Below are 21141 nucleotides of genomic sequence, written 5' to 3'. Positions count from 1 at the left end.
CGAACCCAGGAGCGCAGCCATGAACGACTACCAGCCCACCCCAGAGGACAACTTCACCTTCGGTCTGTGGACCGTGGGGTGGCAAGGCGTCAACACCTTCGGGGACGCCGTTCGGCCCCCACTCGACCCCGTGGAGGCGGTCCGACGCCTATCCGATCTCGGTGCGCACGGCATCACCTTCCACGACGACGACCTCATCCCGCCCGGCAGCTCCCCCGCCGAACGCGACGCGATCATCGCCCGTTTCACCGGCGCCTTGGAGCAGACCGGACTGACCGTTCCGATGGTCACCACCAACCTGTTCACCCACCCGGTCTTCCGCGACGGAGGCTTCACCTCCAACAGCCGTGACGTACGCCGATACGCACTGCGCAAGGTCATCCGCAACATCGACCTGGCCGCTTCCCTGGGCGCACGGACCTACGTGTGCTGGGGCGGCATGGACGGCGCCGAGACCGAGGCGGGCAAGGACGACCACGCCGCGCTGGACCGGCTTCGTGAGGCCTTCGACCTGTTGTGCGCCTACGTGCGCGAGCAGGGGTACGACCTGCGCTTCGCCATCGAACCCAAGCCGAACGAGCCGCGCGGTGACGTCCTGCTGCCCACCGTCGGCCACGCCCTGGCGTTCATCAACAGCCTGGAGCACTCCGAGATGGTGGGGGTCAACCCCGAGGTCGGACACGAACAGATGGCGGGACTCAACTTCACGCACGGCATCGCCCAGGCCCTGTGGGCGGACAAGCTCTTCCACATCGACCTGAACGGACAGCGGGGCGTCAAGTACGACCAGGACCTGAGGTTCGGCGCCGGCGACATCAAGGAGGCCTTCTTCCTGGTCGACCTGTTGGAACGGGCCGGCTACGCGGGGCCCAAGCACTTCGACTTCAAGCCGCCGCGGACCGAGGACATGTCCGGGGTGTGGGAATCGGCCGCCGCCTGCATGCGCAACTACCTGATCCTCAAGGAGAAGGCCAAGGCCTTCCGCGCCGACCCGGAGGTGTCCGCGGCTCTGGCCGAGGCCCGGGTGCCCGAACTCTCCGAGCCCACCCTGGCCTCCGGGGAGAGCGTCACCGACCTGCTCAAGGAGGACTTGGACCTGGAAGCGGTCGGACAGCGCGGTTACCACTTCGAGCGTCTGGACCAGTTGGCCTTGGAGCACCTGCTCGGCGTGCGCTGACCTCCCTCGCTTCGGTGCTCCCCCACCTCGGACGCGTACCCGCGCCTGCGAGGTGGGGCCGTTCCAAGGAAGTTCCAGGCCGGTTGGCGCGCCGCTCTCACGGAGCGCCGGTTCCTGCTTCCTAGAGCACCTGACGGCGAGGTCTGGGCCCCTGCTGTGTGTGCTCCGCCCTGATCGGTACCGGCCGGGCCCGATCGGCACCGATCAGGGCATCGCGAACGGGGCGGGGCGTGGGGGCGTGTCCTTGCTCGTGCCGGCCCGGAACCGGGCGCGTGAGGCCAGACCCGTGGCCTCGTGGGCCAGAGGGTGTGAACGTCTTGATGACCGTTCCGGTCCCGGGGCGAAGGCCACGGGACCTGGACGAAGATGTTCGACCGGGTGGCTAGCCGGCCTGTCGTTTGGCCTCCAGGGCCTCCATCGCGGCGACCGCGGTGGCGACGGTCTGGTGGACCGGTACCTGACGGTGCAGGCCGACCAGTCGGACGACCTTGGTGACGCGTTCGTTGAGAGCCGCCAACGACATCGACCCGTTCTGCTCACGAACGGTGCGGTAGGCGTTGATGATGACGTTCAGTCCACTGGAGTCCATGAAGTCCAGGGTGGACAGGTCCAGGATCAGCCACGGACCGTGCTCCTCGATCGTGGCCTTGATGTGTTCCTGGAGGTCGGCGGCGGTCGCGATGTCGAGTTCTCCCTCGATCGCGACGATCACGCTGCGGCTTTCAACCCGCGTGCTCAGTCCGAGCCTGTGCACGTTCACTCCTCCCGGCCCCACGTTCCGATGGTGAGGGGTCCCTTCGCTTAACCATACGCAGCCCGACCGGGAACGACCACCGGGGCCGACTCCACTCCCACGGAGCCGGCCCGGTGAGGGAACGCCGACGCGCCCGTGCGGCCTGGTAAGTCGTTGAACACTCACGGTATAAGCGAACCCTCGTTACGGGAATGCCATCGGGCAAGAAATTTTCGCCTCGTGGGCGAGAACCTCCTAACCGGAGACCGATATCACCCGTTCACACCCGGTTATTTCACGACATGAGAACCGGTGATGTCCGTTGTTCCGCATAGTTCTCCGAGGCCCTCTTCGACCCGGTCACACTCCGTTCACCCTTTTCCAGACCCGTCACCCTGGGTGAAGGAGTCCAGGAGGGTGCGAGCGGCCAGCCCCGCCGTGGTCTCGCCCGAGCGCACCCGTTCCTCCAGGTCCGGAATCAGCCCGGCCACGGTCTGGTGTCTCAGGAACGTGTCCATGAGCCGGTCGCGCACCTGGTCCCACATCCAACTCACGCCCTGGTCACTGCGCCGCTCGGCCAGGGAACCGTCGCTTTCCAGCACCGCCCGGTGCTCGAGCACCTTCTCCCACACCTGGTCCAACCCCTCCCCGGTCAGACCACTACAGGTCAACACCGGTGGTCGCCATTCGGGGTGGACCGGTTGCAGCAACCGTAGGGCCCGGGAGAGTTCACGGGCGGCCTTACGGGCGTCATCGGCGTGCGGCCCATCGGCCTTGTTCACCGCCACCACGTCCACCAACTCCAAGACCCCCTTCTTGATGCCCTGAAGCTGGTCACCGGTGCGAGCCAGGGTGAGGAAGAGGAAACAGTCCACCATCGCCGCGACGGTGACCTCCGACTGGCCGACGCCCACCGTCTCGACCAAGACCACATCGAACCCGGCCGCCTCCATCAGGAGCATGGTCTCCCTGGTCGCCCGAGCCACTCCGCCCAGGGTGCCCGCCGTGGGCGAGGGGCGGATGAAGGCGTTCGGGTCCACCGCCAACGCGGCCATGCGCGTCTTGTCTCCGAGGATGCTGCCCCCGGTTCGAGTGGAGGAAGGATCGACCGCCAGCACCGCCACCCGGTGCCCCCGCGAGGTCAACCGGGTGCCGAGCGCGTCGATGAAGGTGGACTTGCCCACCCCGGGCACCCCGGTGATCCCCACCCGTCGAGCATGGCCGGTGTGCGGCAACAACCGCACGAGCAATTCCTGTGCGGCGCGCGCGTGATCCGACCGACGCGACTCCACCAGGGTGATCGCCCGGGCCAGAGTCGGTCGGTGGCCGGACAGGACTCCCTCGGCCAGAGCGTCCACGTCCACCGAACGTCTCCCGCGCGCCCCCACCGTCATTCCCCTCCCAGATCCGTGTCCCGCCGAGCCTCCAACTGCTCCAGCAGGTCACCGGCGGCTTCGGCGATCACCGTGCCAGGTGGGAAGATCGCCGCCGCACCGGCCTGACGTAGCGCTTCGAAATCACCCGGTGGGATCACCCCGCCGACCACGATCATGATGTCCTCACGATCGAGTGCGGCCAATTCCTCCCGCAGCGCCGGCACCAGGGTCAAGTGCCCCGCGGCCAGGGAGGACACCCCGACCACGTGCACGTCGGCCTCCACCGCTTGGGCGGCGACCTCGCCCGGGGTCTGGAACAGTGGGCCCACGTCGACGTCGAACCCCAAGTCCGCGAAAGCGGTCGCGATGACCTTCTGGCCACGGTCATGGCCGTCCTGGCCCATTTTCGCGACCAGGATGCGAGGGCGACGGCCCTCCTCTTCGGCGAACTCGTCGACCCGACGCGTCACCCGGTCCATCAGCCCCACGGCGTCCTCGCTACCGGCGGCTTCGTCCTTGTACACACCCTGGATGGTACGGATCTGACCGGAGTGACGGTTGAAGACCTTCTCCATGGCGTCGGAGATCTCCCCCACGGTGGCCTTGGCCCGAGCGGCGTCGACGGCGGCCGCGAGAAGGTTGTCGGTGAGGTCCTCATCGGTCTTGGACTCGCGTCCGGCCGCCTCGGTGAGGGCGTCCAACGCGGCGCGCACCTGATGCTCGTCGCGCTCACGGCGCAGGCGACGCAGCTTGTCCAACTGTTCGGCCCGCACCCTGGAGTTGTCGACCTTGAGCACCTCGATCTCGTCGGCGGCCTCGGGCCGGTACTTGTTGACGCCGATCACGGGCTGGCGGCCAGAGTCGATTCGTGCCTGGGTGCGGGCCGCCGCCTCCTCGATCCGCATCTTGGGCAGTCCGGCGTCGATCGCGGCGGCCATGCCCCCGGCCTCCTCGACCTCCTGGATGTGCGCCCAGGCCTTGGTGGCCAGCTGCTGGGTGAGGTTCTCCACGTAGTGACTGCCGCCCCAAGGGTCGACCACCCTGGTGGTACCCGACTCCTGTTGCAACAGCAACTGGGTGTTGCGGGCGATGCGCGCGGAGAAGTCCGTGGGCAGGGCGAGCGCCTCGTCCAGGGCGTTGGTGTGCAAGGACTGCGTGTGTCCCTGGGTGGCGGCCATCGCCTCCACGCAGGTGCGGGCCACGTTGTTGAACACGTCCTGCGCGGTGAGCGACCAGCCCGAGGTCTGCGAGTGGGTGCGCAGGCTCAGCGACTTGTCCTTGGTTCCGCCCAGGCCCCTGACCAGGCGCGCCCACAACAGTCGGGCGGCGCGCAGCTTGGCGACCTCCATGAAGAAGTTCATGCCGATCGCCCAGAAGAACGACAAGCGGGGCGCGAACGCGTCCACGTCCAAGCCGGACCTCTGCCCGGCCCGGATGTACTCCATCCCGTCGGCGAGTGTGTAGGCCAACTCCAGGTCGGCCGTGGCCCCGGCCTCCTGCATGTGGTAGCCGGAGATGGAGATGGAGTTGAACCGCGGCATCCGTTGCGAGGTGTACGCGAAGATGTCGGAGATGATCCGCATCGACGGCGCCGGCGGATAGATGTAGGTGTTGCGGACCATGAACTCCTTGAGGATGTCGTTCTGGATGGTCCCCGACAGCTTTTCGGGGGGTACACCTTGTTCCTCGGCTGCGACGATGTACAGCGCCAGAATGGGCAGCACCGCGCCGTTCATGGTCATGGACACGCTCATCTCGTCCAACGGGATCCCGTCGAACAGCTGTCGCATGTCGTAGATGGAGTCGATGGCCACCCCCGCCATGCCCACGTCACCGGCCACCCGGGGATGGTCTGAGTCGTAGCCACGGTGGGTGGCCAGGTCGAAGGCGACCGACAGGCCCTTCTGTCCCGCGGCCAGGTTGCGCCGGTAGAAGGCGTTGGACTCCTGAGCGGTGGAGAACCCCGCGTACTGGCGGATGGTCCAGGGCTGGTTGACGTACATGGTGGGGTAGGGACCGCGCAGGTAGGGCGGGATACCCGGGAATCCGTCGACGAAGTCGAGGCCGGCCCGATCGGCCGGAGTGTACAGCGGTTTGACGCCGATGCCCTCTGGGGTCTCCCAGTCGGGCACGTCAGGGACCTTGTCGTTGTCGCCTTGACCGGTGAAGGCCGGTGGTCTCGGTGCGACGTCGGAGAAGTCGGGGATCATGCGTTCGCCCCCTGGGTGGAGTCGGTCGTGGTGGTCGGGGGGTCGGTGATCAGGACGTCGACCAGGTCGGTGAGCAGGGTGAGGGCGTCACAGCCCTTGTGCGCGAAGACGTCCACGCCCGCCTCACGGTAGGCGTCGCGCGGGGCACCGACGAGCAGGACCCGACGGGCGCCCGCCCCCTTCAAGGCCCGGGCCAGAGCCGGGGCGTGCTCGGCGTAGATCCGGTCGGAGGAACAGATGACCGCCACCCGATGCCCGGAGAGCGCGAAGGCCGTCGCCGCGGTGTGGGCGTCCTCCAACGGACCGGGGTCATCGGCCGCGATGCCACCGGCGGCCAGGAGGTTGGTGACGAAGGAGGCGCGGGCGGTGTGTTCGGCGACCGGTCCGAGGGTGGCCAGGAAGGCGGTGGGCCGGTGGCCGGTGTCACCAGCCTGGACGTCACAGCGATCACGCAACGCCTCGTAGTCCTGACCGTAGCGACGTACCGGGAAACCATCCGGGGCCGGCCGGGTGCGGGTGAGGTCGGGTTCGCGCACCAACGGGGTCTCGTCCAGGTTCGGGAACTCACTGAGCCCGGTCAGCGGTGCGGTGCGGGTGGCCAGATCATGACGACGGCGCTGCCACACCCCGTCGACGGCGGCACGCAGTTCGCCGTGTTCGATCGCCTCGGCCAGGCCACCGGCCCGCTCCAAGCTCTGGAAGAACTCCCAACCGGTCCGGTAGAGGTCACGGGTGAGGGACTCGACGTAGAAGGAACCACCGGCCGGGTCGATGACCTTGGCCAGGTGGGACTCCTCGATGAGCAACGACTGTGTGTTGCGGGCGACTCGGCGGGCGAAGTCATCGGGCAGACCGATCGCGGAGTCGAAGGGCGCGACGGTGACGGCGTCGGCACCGCCCACCCCGGCCGCGAAGCAGGCCACGGTGGCGCGGAGCATGTTCACGTGCGGGTCGCGACGGGTGAGCATCGCGTCGGAGGTGGTGGCGTGCAAACGCGTGACACGCCGTTCGGCGGGCACTCCCGACGCCTCCAGTACCTGGTTCCACATGGCACGAACCGCACGGAGCTTGGCGATCACCGAGAACTGGTCGGCGTTGGCGGCCAGGCGGAACTCGATCCGGCCGGCCGCGTCGGCCACGTCGAGCCCGGCATCGGTGAGGGCGCGCAGGTAGGCGGTCGCGGCGGCGATGGCCGTGCCGAGTTCCTGGGAGTCAGAGCCGCCGGCGTTGTGCACGAGGGTGCCGTCGGCGATGAACAGGCCCAGGTGCGGGAAGCGAGCGGCGTGTTCGACGGCGAAGCGAGCGGCTTGCTCGACCTCGGAACGTTCACCGGTGAGGGCGGCGGCGGTGAGCGGGTCCAGGCCCAGGTGGGAGATGACGCGCTCGGCGTGAACACCGGCGTCGGTGTGCACGTCGAGCAGGGCCGTGGCGGCGTCGAAGGCCTCTTGGGTGCCGGAGTCCAACACCACCGGGGCCAGGTCCAAGTGGACGTCGGCGAGGACGTCTCCCAGTCCGGAGACCGGCACGGCCCCCTCACCGACCGCGATCCACAGCGAGGAGACACCGTTCATCAGGTCGTCGTGGACACGACGACGAAGCTCGGCCGGGTCCCTGTCGGTGTGACGGGCACGGATGTCCCACCCCTGCGCCATTCCCTCCCCAGACCGACGGCCATGGGCGAAGGGCGTCGACCCCGGGTCGGTCGCGGTCGACTCGCGGGTGTAGAGGGGCTCGATGTCGAACCCATCGAGGGTGGGTGTGGCCAACACCGATTCCGGGTCGTGGGCCAGGCGTTCCTCGGCGACACCGCTCTTGCGCAGTACCCCCGCGACGAGTTCACGCCACCGTTCACGTGTGGCCGTGGGAAAGCCTTCGGCCAGGTCGAGGGCTTCGTCGGCCCCGCTGTCAGGAACGTCCATACTCCGAAATGGTAGAGAAGGGCACTCGGTTCCGAGGAGCCGGGGTGTGCATCGGCGAGGTGAGCTCACAGAAACCACTCACACCAGAAGACGCCGCGAGCCACCCTGCCCCACCTCGAAGTACTCGTTCCACCCAGACCCCGTCCGGTGGAGAGAACCCCTTGGTCATCTCTCGTGACTCCTCCCACCGCTGAAACAACGGAAGGAGTCACGTTCGGCTCTCCTCGGCGCCTGCCGGCGAAGGGTGTCGGGGGTCATGCCCTCGGGGGATGGGGCGTTCGGTGCGGCGTTTCGTTCGTCACCAACGTGCCGGGACAGCACATCCAGGGACTGTTTTTGGATGCTTTCGGTCGGTTCGGCGTTTGCGCCGACCGATGTGAGCGGCCGTCCACGCGATCTCTGGCCAGACGATGAGCGAAGGTCGGCCCGGGCTCGGCCGTCCGAGCGACATCGGCGCCACAAGAGGCGGCGTGGTGGCCGCGAACACGGAATGACCCAAAAACAGGACCTAGCTCGCGTCGTCCTCGGGGGAGGCCTCGGCGTCCTCCTCCGGGACCTCGTGGCCGGGACCATAGACGAAACGCTGCCGGTCCTGGACCAAAATGGCGTGCCCGGTCTCGGTGACCGCCTCCACGTAGGCGTCCAGTTCGTCAGCGGCCACGTCCATGGACTCGGCCTCCAACACCACCTGCTGATCACCGTCCGCGCTGGAACGAGCGTCCCCGTACACGAACCCGGCGTGCGCGAAGGCCGGGGAGAAGGCACCGGCCTCTTCCTCGAGCCCCCATCGGACCTCGCCCGCCGCCAGGTCGACGGCGATCACGGTGGCCCCACCGCTGGCCTGCGGCAGCAGGAGGGTGGCGGTCTCCTCGTCGTAGAGGGCCCCGGACGCGTTCGCCTCGTTGAAGGGGGTGGGGACCGGGTTGGTCCCGGGTTCCTCCAGGGTCCACAAGAGCTCTCCGTCGGTGGTGTCGTGCGCGGACAGGACGGAGGGGGCCTCGGGTTGCGCCCAGCGCACCAACAGGACGTCACGGACGGTCTCCTGTTCGGCGTCCTCGTCCGTGTCCTCCTCCCTGGTCTCCTCGTCGTCGGTGGACTCCGCTCGTGGGTCCTGGGTCGGGTAGACACCGAGCACCCGCGGAACCCTGACGGGCGCTGTGACGGGCATACCGAGGTCCTCGTCGTCGACGGTCACCGACCACAGCGGCTCACCTGCGTCGTCGGGGGAGACCGAGTACGCGTGCAGGGCGGACTTCCCATCGTCGAGCAGGACGGTCTCCCCCCAGGCGGTCACCGGAACCCCCAGCGGGTCGGCCGGTTCCTCGTCGGCACGTCCGTCCTCGTCGGCGTCCCCATCCTCATCGGCCTCGTCCTCGGCCTCGTCGTCCCGGGTGGGTTCGAAGGCATAGGTCCACAGTTCCGTACCGTCCATGTTCAGCACGGTGTAGTCGCCGTGGGGTTCCTCCACGCTCCACTCACCCGGGCGGCGAACGGCGAGCCCGTCCAGGTAGAGGTCGTCGACCCCTTCCGGCTCCCACAGGGTCTGCCCACGGGCGTCCAGCACGAACGGGCGGTCGTCTGCGTCGGTGAGGGCCAGAACCGGTTCGCCCTCGATGTCGACGTCGAAACCACGGAAGCGCGCTTGGCCTTCCCAGAGCAGGTCGCCACTGGCGGCGTCGTGCATCAGGTGGCGGTCCTCGCCCCCGGAACTGATCAGGAAAGCGCCACCGACGGGGCTGATTCGCACACCCATGGGGTCGTCGAGGATCTCGTGAACACCCGCGTCCTCACCATGCAGGTAGCGCAGGGTTTCGCCCTCCACACCGGGAGGGGGTTCACCCTCGAAGGCCGTGGGGAGCGCCGCGGGCTCCTCCTCAGTCGGTGGTTCCGGGGTCTCCGGAACGCCGGTACACCCCGCCACCAACAGCACCACGAGGCCACAGGTCAGGGCCTGAGGCACGCGTGAGCTGCGCATTGACGGTCTCTCCCCAGGAAACGACGACGTTTACGGCAAATCCTAAGCCGCGGAACGGTCGGGTGGGTACATAGAACCGACCACTCGTTATGGGCATGTGAACACCCGGCCCGGGCCGCTCGAAGGCTCTACCGGGGCTCCACCTCGACGATCGTGGTACCCCTCACCTCGAATTCGGCCCGACCTCCCGTCAGTTCGGCCAGTCGGACCCCGAAGTCGGGGAGCTCCTCCTCGGGCAAGGCCACCTCGATGCGTACCCGGTCCTCGTAGGCGACGTCCTGAACGGTGAGCGCGGACTCCCGCAGGTCGCTCTCCAACCGTCCACCGAGGACGTAGTCGGCGTACACGTCCACCACCAGCAACCGTCGGCGCTCCAGTAGCCCGAACTCCTCCACTGCGGCCGACACCGCGTTCCCATAGGCACGGATGAGGCCACCGGCGCCGAGTTTGGTTCCGCCGAAGTAGCGGGTGACCACGGCCACGGTGTCGGTGATCCGCCGGTGCCGCAGCACCTCCAGCATGGGAATCCCCGCCGTCCCCGCGGGTTCGCCATCATCGCTGGAGCGTTGGACACCGCCATCCTCACCGAGCACGTAGGCGGTGCAGTTGTGGGTGGCGTTCCAGTGTTCCTTACGGCGCTCGGCGATGAACGCGCGGGCGGCCTCCTCATCGTCCACCCTGGCCATGGCGCAGATGAAACGAGACTTCTTGATCTCGATCTCGTATTCGCCGCCGCGTCTGATCGTTCGCATGTCGCCTGTTCAGCAGGGATCGTGGTTTCGACTCCCAGTCTGCCACCCACCGGCCTCACACTCGGCTTCCCCTCCGTTCTCCGGCAAGGACACGTCACTTCGATACGAGACCGTGTCCGAGTGAGGCTCCGCCTCATAGCGGCCGGTTTCGGCGGAACCGGCCCTGTTCCAGGTGGTGCGTCCATGCTTCCCTGGAGCCCATGAACGACCCCCGGTTCCACCTCGCCCAGGTCGACCCGGGCCACCTGCGAGCACCCTTGGACGCCCCTGAGATGTCGGGCTTCGTCGAACGTGAGCGCTTCGACCCTTCGGGCACACCACGCCCTCCGCACTCGTAGTCATCCACTATGCGCTTTGGGTAGCGTTGCGGGTGCACGAGCGATCAATCACCGGGGAGTCCCCAGATGCGTTTCACATCACCCGCCGTCGGTCTGGTCCTGACCGCCGTTCTCGTCACCGGGTGCGCGCAAGGAGCCCCCTCCACCGGCGACGGGGCCACGGCCGCCAACGACGGACCCACCACCCGACCCACGGCCGAGCCCAGTGTGACCGCGTCGACCTTCCTGCCTCCGGGCGAGAGCACCGGCGCCGTCACCTACGACGAGACCGCCGTACCCGAGGGCGCCACCGCGGACGTTCAGGTACGGGTCCAGGACGATTCCACGTTCGTGCAGTTCACCGGAACCGGGCTGGAGCCCGATCGCGACTTCGGTGCTCACGTGCACACCCTCCCCTGCGGCGAGAACCCCGAGGACTCGGGGCCGCACTATCAGAACGAGGTCGATCCGGAGGCGACGGAGGACGAACCCTCCACCGATCCCGCGTACGCCAATCCGGAGAACGAAGTGTGGCTGGACATGACCACCGACTCCAGCGGCAACGCCTACGTCGCCTCGACCGTCGAGTGGGAGTTCCGCGAGGGCGAGGCGCATTCCCTGGTCCTGCACGATGAGCACACCGCCACCCACGAGGGCCACGCCGGCACGGCGGGTGATCGCCTGGCCTGCGTGACCGTCGAGTTCTGAGTCACGCGCCTCAGTCGGGGACGATTCGGCGCAGGATGAGCTTCTCACCCAGCGCCCAGGTGGTGGAGGCGCACAGGTACAGCCCGGCGGCCAACGGAACGAAGATCGCCACGACGACCGTCCCGAACTGCAAGTACGACAGGGCACCGAGCATCGAAGGCTGTTCCGGAGTCGTCCGCATCGTCGGGAGTATGACGTAACGACGAGTGGCCCAGGCCACCACCGCCAGTACGACGAGCATCACGGAGAAGACCGGAGCGAAGACGCCCCCGGCCAAGCTGGCGCCGAGCTCGACTCCGACGAAGGTGTGGGCCAAAAGAGCCTCCGTTCCGGGGGCGGCTCCGATGAACAGCCCGTACAGGGCGATCATGAGAGGAACCTGCGCGATTCCGGGTAGGCAACCGGCCAGCGGGCCGATACCCGCCTCCTCATAGACCTTCCGTTGTTCGGCGACCATCCGCTCGGGGTCGCTTTCGTGTTTTCGGCCGATCGCCGCCAGCCGAGGGGCGATTCGGGCTCGCTGCTTCTCCGCCCGTACCTGGGCCACACCCAAGGGCAGGAGTAGCACGCGTACGGCGATGGTCAGCGTGATCACCGCCATCCCGGCGGCGAGGGCCCCGACGAACGGGGTGAGCAGTTCGGTCATGGCGGCGAGGATCGTCGCGAGCACGTCGATGGCGGCCGAGATCGGCCCGAAGGTGTACAAGGTGGAGGCCCTTTTCGTCGAAGCGAAGACGTTCGAACGTGGGGCCGCTCGAAGACAGCCGTGTTCTCAAGAACGGGAACGAGACCCCGCGTGGTGCGCGGGTGAAGGCTGACGAGCGGCCAAAAGGGCCGATCCGGGCGCTCTGGGACGTGGGCGCCCCGCGGCGTCGGGATCGCGCAGGGTGAGAACGGGGAGCCGAGCGGAGCGGCGACGCATCGCGTGCCCGGTCCCGGTGGCCTGGTCGGTGATCGGCCACAGGGCCATACCACGCATGATCAGCCACGTCAGGGCGGTTCCGACGGCTGCGGCCAACAACAGCAGCGCGGGACCCTGGGCTCCGGGAGTGAGGAACTCGACCGGCGAGACACCAAGGACGAGGAACTCCAGGAGGGGCAGCAGGAAGTGCACGCGCGCGCCCTCCCTCCTCCTTCGGTCCGCCTCATACGGACCAACACGACCAATCGTATCCAGCCCTCCTTGGGCGGACAAAGTTCCTGTTCCTCCTGGAGAGAAATTCCGCCGACACTCCGCCGACGCTCCCCTGCGTTCACGCGATCCTGTAGCTAAATGACACGGAGTAACCAACTCTGCCGTGTCTTTTCGGGCTCGTGCGAGCCTGGCGAAGAGGGGAATCCCGTGCCGATCCGCCCTGCGAACCTTGCCACCATGTCCGCGACCATCGCCGGAGCCATCTCGGGGATGGCCAACGAGGAAGAGGCCGCGCCGGTTCGCGTCACCTTCGAGTCGGGTCACGAACAGACCGTCGAGAACGGTGGTTGCCGAGTACTGGAGACCGGTCAGGGCGGGGTCGTGGAGATCGACGGGGAATCACGCTTCGCCCTGTTCGCCGGTACTAGCTGTCAGGGGAGCCGGACCCTGGCCTCCGGACACGGCTCCGTGCTTTTCGGAACCCCGGTGCTGGCCGGGGCCATCGTCATCGGTTGACCCCGAGCGACCCGTGGCGACGGGACCCCAGGCAGCGGGTGGGTCTTTCGCGCCCCGGGCGCTTCTTCGGAAAGCGTCTTCAGGGCCTCGCCCTCCGAACACGGCACGGCCGGGCTCTGGCCGGCACGGACGGCGTCGACGCCCCTCATCAATGATTCCTCCGCACCGAGCGGCCCGGAAGGCGGTCGGTGCGTCGGCCTTCCCGAAGCGTGAACTCCCCGGCGACCATCACGTGTTCGATACCCACCGGGGTGCGTCGCGGATCGTCGTAGGTCGCTCGGGCGGCGATGATGTCCGGGTCGAAGACGACCAGGTCGGCGTGGGCACTCGGTTGGATGATGCCACGATCGGTCAAGCCCAGACGTTGGGCGGGACGGTAGGTCAGGTGCCGGAGGCACTCCTCCAGGGTCAATAGACCGAGTTCGCGCACGTAGTGGCCGAGGTAACGAGGGAAGGTGCCCCAGCCTCGCGGGTGGGGCTTGTCTCCCACGAGGATTCCGTCACTACCGGCGGTGTGCGCGCTGTGCCGCATGATGGTACGGATGTTCTCCTCGTTGCCGACCTGGAGGAGGCAGCCACTGCGCAACTCGTCGGCGACCAGCAGGTCCGCGTACAGCCGCCCGGGTTCCTCACCGCGCCGCTCGGCCAGGTCCGCGATGGAGTGACCGACCGCCCAGGACAGCGCGGGATCGATGGTGCCCGTGACGACGAGGGTTCCCCAATCCATGGGCACACCGTGGTTGCCGTCCGTGCCCTCGCACTCCACCTCCCGCAGGATGCGGGCACGGATGTCGGGATCACGTAGGTGGTCGAGGGTGGCCGAGGTGCCGCCTTCCTGGGCCCAGCCGGGCAGCGGAGCGGCGAGACAGGTGGCGCCGGCCTGGTAGGGATAGCTGTCGAGCGTGACGTCGAGGCCGTAGCCAACGGTGGCCTCGTCGATGGCGTCCAGTACCTCGGGAGCGCGGCCACGATTGCGGGGGAAGTTCACGTGGCAGTGGGCCAGGTGGAGGGGGACGTGCGCACGGCGGGCCACGTCCAGGCACTCCTGGTAGGACTCCACGACCCGTGAACCGTAGTTGCGATGGTGGGGGCAGTAGTAACCGCCCCCGGCTCGGACGGGTTCGAGGAGAGCGACGATCTCCTCATCGCTCGCGTACATACCGGGGGCGTAGGTCAGACCGGTGGACAGTCCGTGCGCTCCTTCGTCCATGCCTTGGGCGACCATGGCGCGCATCCGATCGAGTTCGGCGTCGCTGGGCGGACGGTCCTCCTCGCCCACGACCGCCATGCGAACGTTGCCATGGGGAACGAGGTAGGCGGCGTTGGTGGCGGATCCCGCGTCGATGCGGTCCAGATACCCACCGACGCTCCGCCAGGAGTAGTCGAGTTCGGGCGTGCCGTTCCAGGCCGAGATCCGGGCACGGATCGGTTCGACCGTGTCGTCGGTGACGGGCGCGTAGCCGAGCCCGTCCTGGCCGAGGACCTCCAGGGTGACACCCTGGCAGACCTTGGCCTCGTGCGCGGTATCGGTGAGGAGGGCGAGGTCGGAGTGGGCGTGCATGTCGATGAAACCGGGCGCGACGACCAACCCGGTCACGTCGATCGTCCTACCGTGGGCTCCACCGGCTCCGGGCGCGACGACGTGACTGATACGGCCATGGCTCAGGACGAGGTCGGCCGGGCGGGAGGGGCCGCCCGTTCCGTCGATGATCCGTCCTCCGCTGACCACGATCTCGGACCGCACTGTTCCTCCGTTCGGGTCACCGACATCCGCCCTGGTGAGGTCGCGACCGGAGCGTCGATGTGATCCAGGATACGCTTTGACCCCACAATTGATAACTTTGTTGTCAATAAATGCGTCCACGTCCGCGGCCAAAGGAGTTCCATTCGCGCCGACCGTGGGTGCACAGACCCCGCCGACATCGAGATCGACGTCGTCGCCAAGCTTCCCGATCAGGCGGTGTTCTCAGCGCCTCCGATTCGCTTCGGCGCGTTCGAGCGCCTGGAGCCAGGAAGGGGTCCAAGAAGACACCGTGCTGCCCACGGCACCTCCACGGGCTTGGAAGGTCAAGGTCTGAGGGCACCCGAACGCCTCGCCCGTCGTGGTCCCCCAGGGCCGCGCCGAACCCCTGAAGAAGACGAAGAACCCGAGTCCGGATTCAGGAAAAGAGTCGAACCATAACGGTCGGTCATGGGTCCCAACAGACGTCCATACCCTCTTGAACAACAGGACCTGAAAGAACCACCATGATCATCTGGCGTGGCTGGGGCATCCTCGTCCCCCTCATCGCGGCGGTCATCGCCGTTCCTTGTGCCGCCATCACCGCTGAGGTGACAGGGCAACAGCATCTCGGCGGCATCGGCTTCGGAGTGGGACTCCTGCTCGCCGCGGCGGCGGTCTTCTTCGCGGGAAGTAAGTTGAACGCTCCCAAGCAGGGTTTCCACCCGGCCACCGGTCAACCGGTGGAGTACCGCAACTCGCACACGTTCTTCTTCGTGCCGATGCAGTACTGGGCGTTCGTCCTCCCCTTGGCGGCCGTGGGCGCCGCCGCCACCGCGTTCCCCCTTTAGAGCCGCGAGGGCTTTGGGACCTCAGGGGTCATCCGGGTCCGGGGTTCCGAAGCCCTCCAGGCACAGCTCCAACAGAGCCAGGATCCTCTCGGTGAGTTGATCCCGGTCATGTGAGCGCAGCGCCTCCGCCCCCTCGACACGACGGACCCGTCCCAGCCCCAGGATCACCGCGGCGACCAAAGAGGCGTGTACCCGGGCGCTCTCCCGCCCCAAGTAGTCGGCCAGCGGGTCGATGAGCGCACTCTTGAGTCTGTCCTGGTAGACCGCTTGCAGGTCCGGGTCCCCGGCGGAGTGGTCCAGTGCCCGCTGCAATCGGCTCCCCTCCCCGTGCAGCCGACCGACCGCGTGTTCGGCCAACCTCCGGGGCAACTCCTCCGCCGCCCCCTCGGTGATGAGCTTGGGAAAGACACCGTCCTCGTGCAGGATCTCGGCGAGCAATCCGGCCTTGGAACCGAAGTAACGGTTGATCAGCGCGACGTTCACTCCAGCGTGTGAAGCGATCATCCGCGAGGAGACCGAACCGAAACCTTCGTTGGTGAAGAGTTCCTTGGCACTGGTGAGGATGCGCTCCCTGGTCGCCTCTCGACCGCGTGCGGGCGCTGCGGCGCCACCTCCGGTCCCGTCCGGACGCTCCATGTGCACACCCCTCGGCGGCCGTGTTCTGGCTTTGGATCTCCAGGGTCCCACCTTGCCCATCCATCCGCACACTCAGCGGATGGAGAGATATCGATTTGACAAGTCAACAGCGTTTACATATACCAGTGTGCAGACGCTCGCCCCACGGCCGCACGCCGCGGGGCTTTCATGCGTTCGGAATCGGGAGACCCATGGAACAGTCACTGCGTGGAAAGGCCGAGCCTCAAGGGCCCGTCAAGAACGCGAGAAGCAGCGTCGACGGGGACGACCCGATCCCGCGACCCATGGAACCCACCCCCGAGTATCCCTCCCGCAAGGTCGTACGCCGCGTCATGGTGGGCCTCCTCCTGGCCATGCTCACCTCGATGCTCACCAACTCGATCATCGGGACCGCGCTGCCCACGATCATGGGCGAACTCGGTGGTCAGGACCGGTTGGCCTGGGTGGCCACGGCGGCCCTGCTGACCATGACCGCCTCCACCCCGGTCTGGGGCAAACTCTCCGACCTGTGGGGGCGCAAGCTCCTCTTCCAGATCGCCCTTGGAATCTTCATCGTTGCGTCCCTGGCCGCCGGGTTCGCCCAGGACGTCGACTGGCTGATCGCCGCCCGCGCACTCCAGGGTCTGGGAGTCGGCGGTCTGGCCACCCTGCCCAACATCATCCTGGGCGACGTCGTCTCCCCGCGCGAGCGAGGCCGCTACAGCGGTCTGATCGGCATGGTCTTCGGTGTGTCCACCGTGCTCGGCCCCTTGGTCGGCGGTTTCCTGGTGGACAGCCCGCTCGGTTGGCGCTGGTGCTTCCTCATCACCGTGCCGCTCGCCGTGGTGGCCTTCACCGTCATCCAGTTCATGTTCCGGATGCCGTTCACCCCACGCCGCAAGGCCCCGGTGGACTGGCTGGGCGCCGCACTGATCTTCAGTGCCGCCAGCACGGTGATCGTCCTGCTCAGCCTGGGCGGAACCCAGATCCCCTGGGACTCCCCGGCCGCCTACGTCATGGGGACCGCAGCGGTGTCGTTGATCATCGCGGCGTTCCTGGTCGAGCGCCGCGCCGCCGAACCCATCATCCCCACCCGCCTGTTCCGGGACCGCACGTTCGTGTTGGCCTCCGCCGGTTCGGTGACCGTGGGCATGATGATGTTCGGCCTGATCATCTACATGCCCCAGTACCTACAGATGGTGCACGGCATGAGCCCCACGGTGTCCGGGCTGATGACCTTGCCCCTGGTGGGTTGCTTCCTCCTCACCTCGATCGGATCCGGGTACGCGATCAGTGGAACCGGGCGGTGGAAGGTCTACCCGGTCGTGGGCATGGTGTTGTGCGTCCTGGGCTTCACCGTGCTGAGCATGGCCCAGGTCGACCCCGGTCTGACCACGGTCATCGTCGGCCAGATGTTCGTGGGCCTGGGCTTCGGACTCAACATGCAGATCCTGTTGCTGGCCACACAGAGCGCCCTGCCGCTCAAGGACATGGCCTCCGGTACCGCCTCGGTCACCTTCTTCCGAAACCTGGGCGGCGCCATGGGCGTGGCCGCGTTCGGCGCGGTGATGGTGAGCCGGCTCAACGACCGGATCGCCTCGGCGTCGGCCGAAGCCGAGGCGGCTCTGGCGGCGGACAGCGCGAACGGTGCGGGATCCAAGGTCGAGGAACCGTCGATCGGGCTGGAAGAGGCGGCCGAGTCGGCGCAGGGCTCCCCCGAACTGGTGCACTCCCTGCCCGAACCGGTGCGCGAGATCGTCGTAGGCGCCTTCGACCACGCGATGCAGGGTGTGTTCGTCGCGGGTGTCCCCCTCGCGGTGATCGGCCTGATCGCGGTGTGCTTCATGAGGGGCGTCCCGCTTCGCGGCGGCTCCGAACACACCAAGGACCGGGTTCGGTCATCCCATGAGCGGACCCGGACCATGACGAAGGATCGCGCTCAGAGGTAACGGCGGAAACCCTCGGCGGACTCGGCGAACCCCAGGGCCGTGTAGAAGCGATGCGCGCCCTGACGGCTCTCGTGGGAGAGCAGCTCGACCTTGTAACAGCCGGTGCGCGTGGCGCGATCCAAGGCGTCCTCCATGAGCGCCCGGCCGACGCCCTGGAATCGGGTGTCGGGGTCGACCACGAGGTTGTCGACCATGGCCCAGGGTTGGGCGTCGTGGGTCAGGTTGGGTACCACCAACAGGTCCAGGGTCCCGATGATCTGGTTTCGACGCTCCGCCACGAGGACGGTGCGATCGGGATCGTTCTCCATCCGGGTCCAAGCACGTACGGCGGCGGAGGACATGCGAACATAAGCGCTCTGCGTATGGGTGGTGTCACCGAGTTCGCGCAGGAGACGCAGGATCGCACCGAGATCGGACCGAATGGCCGCGCGGATAATCATGGCTGACGGCATCGTAGCCGACAGCCTGCGACAAGGCGGACGTCACCCTACAACCAGCCACAAAACGCCGAGGGCGAGACCGTCCACCGATCCCGCCCCCGCTCCGCCTTCCGGCTGCGTGGCCTTCGCCCGCCGTCAGGGTTTGCGGATGACTCGCACACCCTCGTCACCGGTCGAGGGCTGCTGCGGACCCTCCGGGCGACGGTAGATGCCGGTGACACCCGGGTCCCCGGTGTCGGTCGGGGCCTGCTGCGGGCCGCTCGGGGCCTGCTGCGGGCCACTCGGGGCCTGCTGGGAGGTCCCCGGCGCGGGACCGGAGAAGCGAGCTCCCTGCGGGGGCTGAGGCGTACCGGCCTTGGGGCCCGCGTCCTCACCCTTGCCCTGTTCGGCGGACTCGCCCTGCTCTGCCTGCTCCGCCTTGGGCACCGGCTTGATGCGCACCGTGGCCTCGTCCGACTCCTGCTGAAGCGGCGGGATCCGGGTGGTGGCCTGCTCCTGCCCCTGTTCATCGGCCCCAGGGGTCCGGGGGCCCGCGGACTTGTTCCGTTCCGCGTTGGCGGTGGCCGCGGCCTTGCCCTCCGGAGCCTGGCCCTGTGACGCCTTGCCCTGTTGGGGTCGAGTCTGGGAAGCCTTGTCCTCGCCCTTGGGGTTCTCGGCCCGAGCGGTGGTCGTCTCCTCACGGGACAGACCGCTCTCGAGCGCACCGGCCCGGTCCTCCGCGGTGACCAGGTCGGCCAAGGTGGAGTGCATGTCCTTCAGCCGGCGCAGCGCTTCGGCGTGCGTGGCCGTGAGGGTGGCCAGACGGCGGTCGGCCGTGTCGTGGATCTTCTGGGCGCGGGCCTCGGCCTCGTTCAGCTTCCGCTCACCTTCGCGCTGAGCCTGCTCACGAAGCTGTTCCGCCTCCTTCTTGGCGCCGGCGACCATCTCGTTGGCCTCGGTGCGCGCGGTGGAGACGATCCGCTCAGCGTGCTCTTCGGCGTCCTTGCGGTGCTTGGTGATCTCCGCTTCGGCCTTCTTCTGGGCCTCCTTCACCTCGGCGTCGACCTTGGAGCGACGCTCCTTGGCTTCCTCCTCGGCGATCCGGATGATCTCCGCCATACGTTCGCTGATCTGTTCGTGCTCAGGCTTGACCTGGGCCTTCTCGCGGGCGATCGCGAGGTCGCGCTTGTACTGCTCCAGTTCGTCGTCCATCCGCTGAAGACGCTCGCGGAGGTCCTTGAACTGGTTGTCCATGCGAACGTAGTAGTCGTCGACGTGCGCCTTGTCGTAGCCGCCCTTGCGCACTGTCGGGAACCTGTCTTGCTGCAGTCCGCCGCCCGGCAACATATCTCTCATGTGCCTTTCATGTCCTTAACACCGTTGACTGCACGTCGCAGCTGGTGAGATTGCCCCGTACCTGTCCAAGAACACCCATGGGGTTCCTTTTGCGTGTCCTGCCCACGGATGTCTTCCTTCATGCCCCGGCTCGGCTCGATGAGGGGTATCGACCGAGAGCGGAACGCAACGTCGTGGACACCGTCCGAACGACCAAGGTAGACACGCGCCACGCCACCGCGTCAAGATCCCTGACCGGCACATCACCGTGCGGACCCTGGTCACGTTCTTACTAAGGTATGCGCGATCATCCCCGTACGGGTGCCGGGCGGTCAACTTCCTCCTCTCGGCCCCGGGGGACCGACGTTGGGAAGGATCTTGACCATGGGCAACGTGACGGACGGCGGAGCCACGAGGCGGCCCGAAGGGCCTCGCATCGGCAGCGCCCCTTTCGGAGAACCTCAGATCCACCCCACCGCTTGGATCGCCCCGGGCGCGGTCGTGGTCGGCCGGGTCCGTCTGGGCTCTCAGAGCAGTGTCTGGTACGGGTCGGTGCTACGCGCCGACACCGAGGACATCGTGGTCGGTGAGAAGGTCAACATCCAGGACCAGTGCGGTCTGCACTCCGATCCCGGCCAGCCCGCGATCCTCCACGACAACGTGAGCCTGGGCCACAAGGCGATGGTGCACGGAGCGATCGTGGAGGAGGGCGCACTCATCGGGATCGGGGCCATCGTCCTGGGCGGTGCCCGGGTCGGCAAGGGTGCGCTCGTCGCCGCCGGTTCTCTGGTGGCCCCTGGCAAGATCGTTCCCCCGAACACTCTCTGGGCCGGGGTTCCCGGCAAGGTCGTTCGTGAACTGAACGACGACGACCGTCTCGTCCTTGAACACACCCCCACCGCCTACGCGGCCTACGCGGTCCAGCACCAGGACGTCACCTGGATGTGACGACGACCGGACGAGAGGACTCGACCGCGGCCGAGCGTCCATGGCCACCCGCATGATCCTCTCGGGGGAGGAGCGACGGCGTAACCGCCCCCTCCTCCCCCGGAAGGAGCAGGCACGGTGTGACTAGCTCGGGAGGAGGCGCCACTGGCCCACACGGGTCATGTGCCGCGGATCGTCGTGGACGTAGTCTGAGGATCACTCACGTCCCAGGGGTGGGATCCGTCGCGCCCATACCCATGAGGGAGCGGCATGGACCATCGCCTCGTCCGACGCGACGTCTCACCGGGCGACACCACCCTGGAGGTGAGTACCCATGGAGCACGGCATCGGGATGCGTGCTCGCCTCCACGACCACGTCGCCCTCGACGAGATCGAACTCTACGCCGAGGTGCTCATCGCGGTCGCCGACGCCGACCATCGACTCGGCCCCAGTGAGCTCGACCGGGTCTTGGGGCTCTCCCGAAACGTCGAGGAGGACACCGGGCC

Annotated in this window: 19 protein-coding genes; 7 read left to right on the top strand and 12 right to left on the bottom strand. The window is 67.6% G+C overall.

Going from position 1 to position 21141, the window contains the following annotated elements; genetic code table 11:
* Window positions 1–19: 19 nt before the first annotated feature.
* A complete protein-coding gene (xylA, locus tag D472_RS0103365) occupies window positions 20–1177 on the top strand; it encodes a xylose isomerase (protein WP_017603094.1) in 1158 nt (385 codons plus the stop codon).
* Window positions 1178–1559: 382 nt separating this feature from the next.
* Here xylA and D472_RS0103360 read toward each other — a convergent pair whose 3' ends face one another.
* The 6 genes from D472_RS0103360 to D472_RS0103335 all read right to left on the bottom strand — a co-directional run bounded on the left by D472_RS0103360 (window position 1560) and on the right by D472_RS0103335 (window position 10142).
* Window positions 1560–1931, bottom strand: a complete 372-nt coding sequence (locus D472_RS0103360) for an STAS domain-containing protein (protein WP_026117335.1) — start codon at window positions 1929–1931, stop codon at window positions 1560–1562.
* 350 nt (window positions 1932–2281) lie between these two features.
* Window positions 2282–3304: a methylmalonyl Co-A mutase-associated GTPase MeaB gene (meaB, locus tag D472_RS0103355; protein WP_017603092.1), complete on the bottom strand. Its 1023-nt coding sequence runs from the start codon at window positions 3302–3304 to the stop codon at window positions 2282–2284.
* Window positions 3301–5496, bottom strand: a complete 2196-nt coding sequence (gene scpA, locus D472_RS0103350) for a methylmalonyl-CoA mutase (protein ID WP_017603091.1) — start codon at window positions 5494–5496, stop codon at window positions 3301–3303. Before scpA ends, meaB begins: the two co-directional genes overlap by 4 nt.
* Window positions 5493–7415 carry a methylmalonyl-CoA mutase family protein gene (locus D472_RS0103345; protein WP_017603090.1) on the bottom strand — a complete coding sequence of 641 codons (1923 nt, stop codon included), beginning with the start codon at window positions 7413–7415 and terminating at the stop codon, window positions 5493–5495. The genes scpA and D472_RS0103345 overlap by 4 nt, the downstream gene beginning before the upstream one ends.
* A 508-nt stretch (window positions 7416–7923) precedes the next feature.
* Window positions 7924–9390: a hypothetical protein gene (locus D472_RS0103340; RefSeq protein WP_017603089.1), complete on the bottom strand. Its 1467-nt coding sequence runs from the start codon at window positions 9388–9390 to the stop codon at window positions 7924–7926.
* A gap of 128 nt (window positions 9391–9518) precedes the next feature.
* Window positions 9519–10142, bottom strand: a complete 624-nt coding sequence (locus D472_RS0103335; RefSeq protein ID WP_017603088.1) for a YigZ family protein — start codon at window positions 10140–10142, stop codon at window positions 9519–9521.
* 200 nt (window positions 10143–10342) lie between these two features.
* On the opposite strand from D472_RS0103335, the gene D472_RS28395 reads away from it, so the two are divergent.
* Both D472_RS28395 and D472_RS0103325 read left to right on the top strand, forming a co-directional pair.
* Window positions 10343–10480, top strand: coding sequence for a hypothetical protein (locus D472_RS28395; RefSeq protein WP_017603087.1), 138 nt, complete (start codon window positions 10343–10345; stop codon window positions 10478–10480).
* 66 nt (window positions 10481–10546) lie between these two features.
* Complete coding sequence (locus tag D472_RS0103325) at window positions 10547–11167, top strand: superoxide dismutase family protein (protein ID WP_017603086.1); 621 nt, start codon at window positions 10547–10549, stop codon at window positions 11165–11167.
* Between the two features lie 10 nt (window positions 11168–11177).
* On the opposite strand, the gene D472_RS0103320 is transcribed toward D472_RS0103325, so the two are convergent.
* Window positions 11178–11873: a YidC/Oxa1 family membrane protein insertase gene (locus tag D472_RS0103320; RefSeq protein ID WP_017603085.1), complete on the bottom strand. Its 696-nt coding sequence runs from the start codon at window positions 11871–11873 to the stop codon at window positions 11178–11180.
* Between the two features lie 66 nt (window positions 11874–11939).
* Entirely contained in the window at window positions 11940–12281 is a 342-nt protein-coding gene (locus D472_RS0103315; protein WP_017603084.1) for a DUF6412 domain-containing protein, read from the bottom strand.
* Window positions 12282–12509: 228 nt separating this feature from the next.
* Here D472_RS0103315 and D472_RS0103310 point away from each other — a divergent pair, with 228 nt between their 5' ends.
* Window positions 12510–12818, top strand: a complete 309-nt coding sequence (locus tag D472_RS0103310; RefSeq protein ID WP_026117334.1) for a hypothetical protein — start codon at window positions 12510–12512, stop codon at window positions 12816–12818.
* A 148-nt stretch (window positions 12819–12966) separates the two neighbouring features.
* Here the strand turns inward: D472_RS0103310 and D472_RS0103305 are convergent, their stop codons facing one another.
* Window positions 12967–14562 (bottom strand): N-acyl-D-amino-acid deacylase family protein, encoded by a 1596-nt coding sequence (locus tag D472_RS0103305; RefSeq protein ID WP_017603082.1) that lies wholly within the window; start codon window positions 14560–14562, stop codon window positions 12967–12969.
* A gap of 503 nt (window positions 14563–15065) precedes the next feature.
* Here D472_RS0103305 and D472_RS0103300 point away from each other — a divergent pair.
* Complete coding sequence (locus D472_RS0103300) at window positions 15066–15389, top strand: hypothetical protein (protein WP_017603081.1); 324 nt, start codon at window positions 15066–15068, stop codon at window positions 15387–15389.
* A gap of 21 nt (window positions 15390–15410) precedes the next feature.
* Here the strand turns inward: D472_RS0103300 and D472_RS0103295 are convergent, their stop codons facing one another.
* Window positions 15411–16025 (bottom strand): TetR/AcrR family transcriptional regulator, encoded by a 615-nt coding sequence (locus D472_RS0103295; RefSeq protein ID WP_017603080.1) that lies wholly within the window; start codon window positions 16023–16025, stop codon window positions 15411–15413.
* 191 nt (window positions 16026–16216) lie between these two features.
* Here D472_RS0103295 and D472_RS0103290 point away from each other — a divergent pair, with 191 nt between their 5' ends.
* The gene (locus tag D472_RS0103290) at window positions 16217–17953 is read left to right on the top strand and encodes an MDR family MFS transporter (protein ID WP_017603079.1); all 1737 of its coding nucleotides are present in this window, start codon (window positions 16217–16219) and stop codon (window positions 17951–17953) included.
* Here the strand turns inward: D472_RS0103290 and D472_RS0103285 are convergent.
* A complete protein-coding gene (locus tag D472_RS0103285) occupies window positions 17944–18393 on the bottom strand; it encodes a GNAT family N-acetyltransferase (RefSeq protein WP_017603078.1) in 450 nt (149 codons plus the stop codon). The two genes, D472_RS0103290 and D472_RS0103285, sit on opposite strands and share 10 nt — an antisense overlap.
* Before the next feature lie 135 nt (window positions 18394–18528).
* Window positions 18529–19719 (bottom strand): coiled-coil domain-containing protein, encoded by a 1191-nt coding sequence (locus D472_RS0103280; RefSeq protein ID WP_017603077.1) that lies wholly within the window; start codon window positions 19717–19719, stop codon window positions 18529–18531.
* Window positions 19720–20091: 372 nt separating this feature from the next.
* On the opposite strand from D472_RS0103280, the gene D472_RS0103275 reads away from it, so the two are divergent.
* Entirely contained in the window at window positions 20092–20655 is a 564-nt protein-coding gene (locus D472_RS0103275; RefSeq protein ID WP_017603076.1) for a gamma carbonic anhydrase family protein, read from the top strand.
* The last annotated feature ends 486 nt before the right edge of the window (window positions 20656–21141 follow it).

This window comes from Nocardiopsis alkaliphila YIM 80379 (assembly GCF_000341005.1).
Taxonomy (GTDB): domain Bacteria; phylum Actinomycetota; class Actinomycetes; order Streptosporangiales; family Streptosporangiaceae; genus Nocardiopsis; species Nocardiopsis alkaliphila.
Note: the sequence above shows the minus strand (reverse complement) of the source record. Positions and strands in the feature narration are given on the sequence as shown.

Coding starts and splice junctions, on each gene's coding strand:
- xylA (WP_017603094.1), top strand. CDS start 20: ATGAACGACTACCAGCCCACCCCAGAGGACAACTTCACCTTCGGTCTG.
- D472_RS0103300 (WP_017603081.1), top strand. CDS start 15,066: ATGATCATCTGGCGTGGCTGGGGCATCCTCGTCCCCCTCATCGCGGCG.
- D472_RS0103285 (WP_017603078.1), bottom strand. CDS start 18,393: ATGATTATCCGCGCGGCCATTCGGTCCGATCTCGGTGCGATCCTGCGT.
- D472_RS28395 (WP_017603087.1), top strand. CDS start 10,343: ATGAACGACCCCCGGTTCCACCTCGCCCAGGTCGACCCGGGCCACCTG.
- D472_RS0103280 (WP_017603077.1), bottom strand. CDS start 19,719: ATGTTGCCGGGCGGCGGACTGCAGCAAGACAGGTTCCCGACAGTGCGC.
- D472_RS0103335 (WP_017603088.1), bottom strand. CDS start 10,142: ATGCGAACGATCAGACGCGGCGGCGAATACGAGATCGAGATCAAGAAG.
- D472_RS0103275 (WP_017603076.1), top strand. CDS start 20,092: ATGGGCAACGTGACGGACGGCGGAGCCACGAGGCGGCCCGAAGGGCCT.
- meaB (WP_017603092.1), bottom strand. CDS start 3,304: ATGACGGTGGGGGCGCGCGGGAGACGTTCGGTGGACGTGGACGCTCTG.
- D472_RS0103290 (WP_017603079.1), top strand. CDS start 16,217: ATGGAACAGTCACTGCGTGGAAAGGCCGAGCCTCAAGGGCCCGTCAAG.
- D472_RS0103325 (WP_017603086.1), top strand. CDS start 10,547: ATGCGTTTCACATCACCCGCCGTCGGTCTGGTCCTGACCGCCGTTCTC.
- scpA (WP_017603091.1), bottom strand. CDS start 5,496: ATGATCCCCGACTTCTCCGACGTCGCACCGAGACCACCGGCCTTCACC.
- D472_RS0103340 (WP_017603089.1), bottom strand. CDS start 9,390: ATGCGCAGCTCACGCGTGCCTCAGGCCCTGACCTGTGGCCTCGTGGTG.
- D472_RS0103295 (WP_017603080.1), bottom strand. CDS start 16,025: ATGGAGCGTCCGGACGGGACCGGAGGTGGCGCCGCAGCGCCCGCACGC.
- D472_RS0103345 (WP_017603090.1), bottom strand. CDS start 7,415: ATGGACGTTCCTGACAGCGGGGCCGACGAAGCCCTCGACCTGGCCGAA.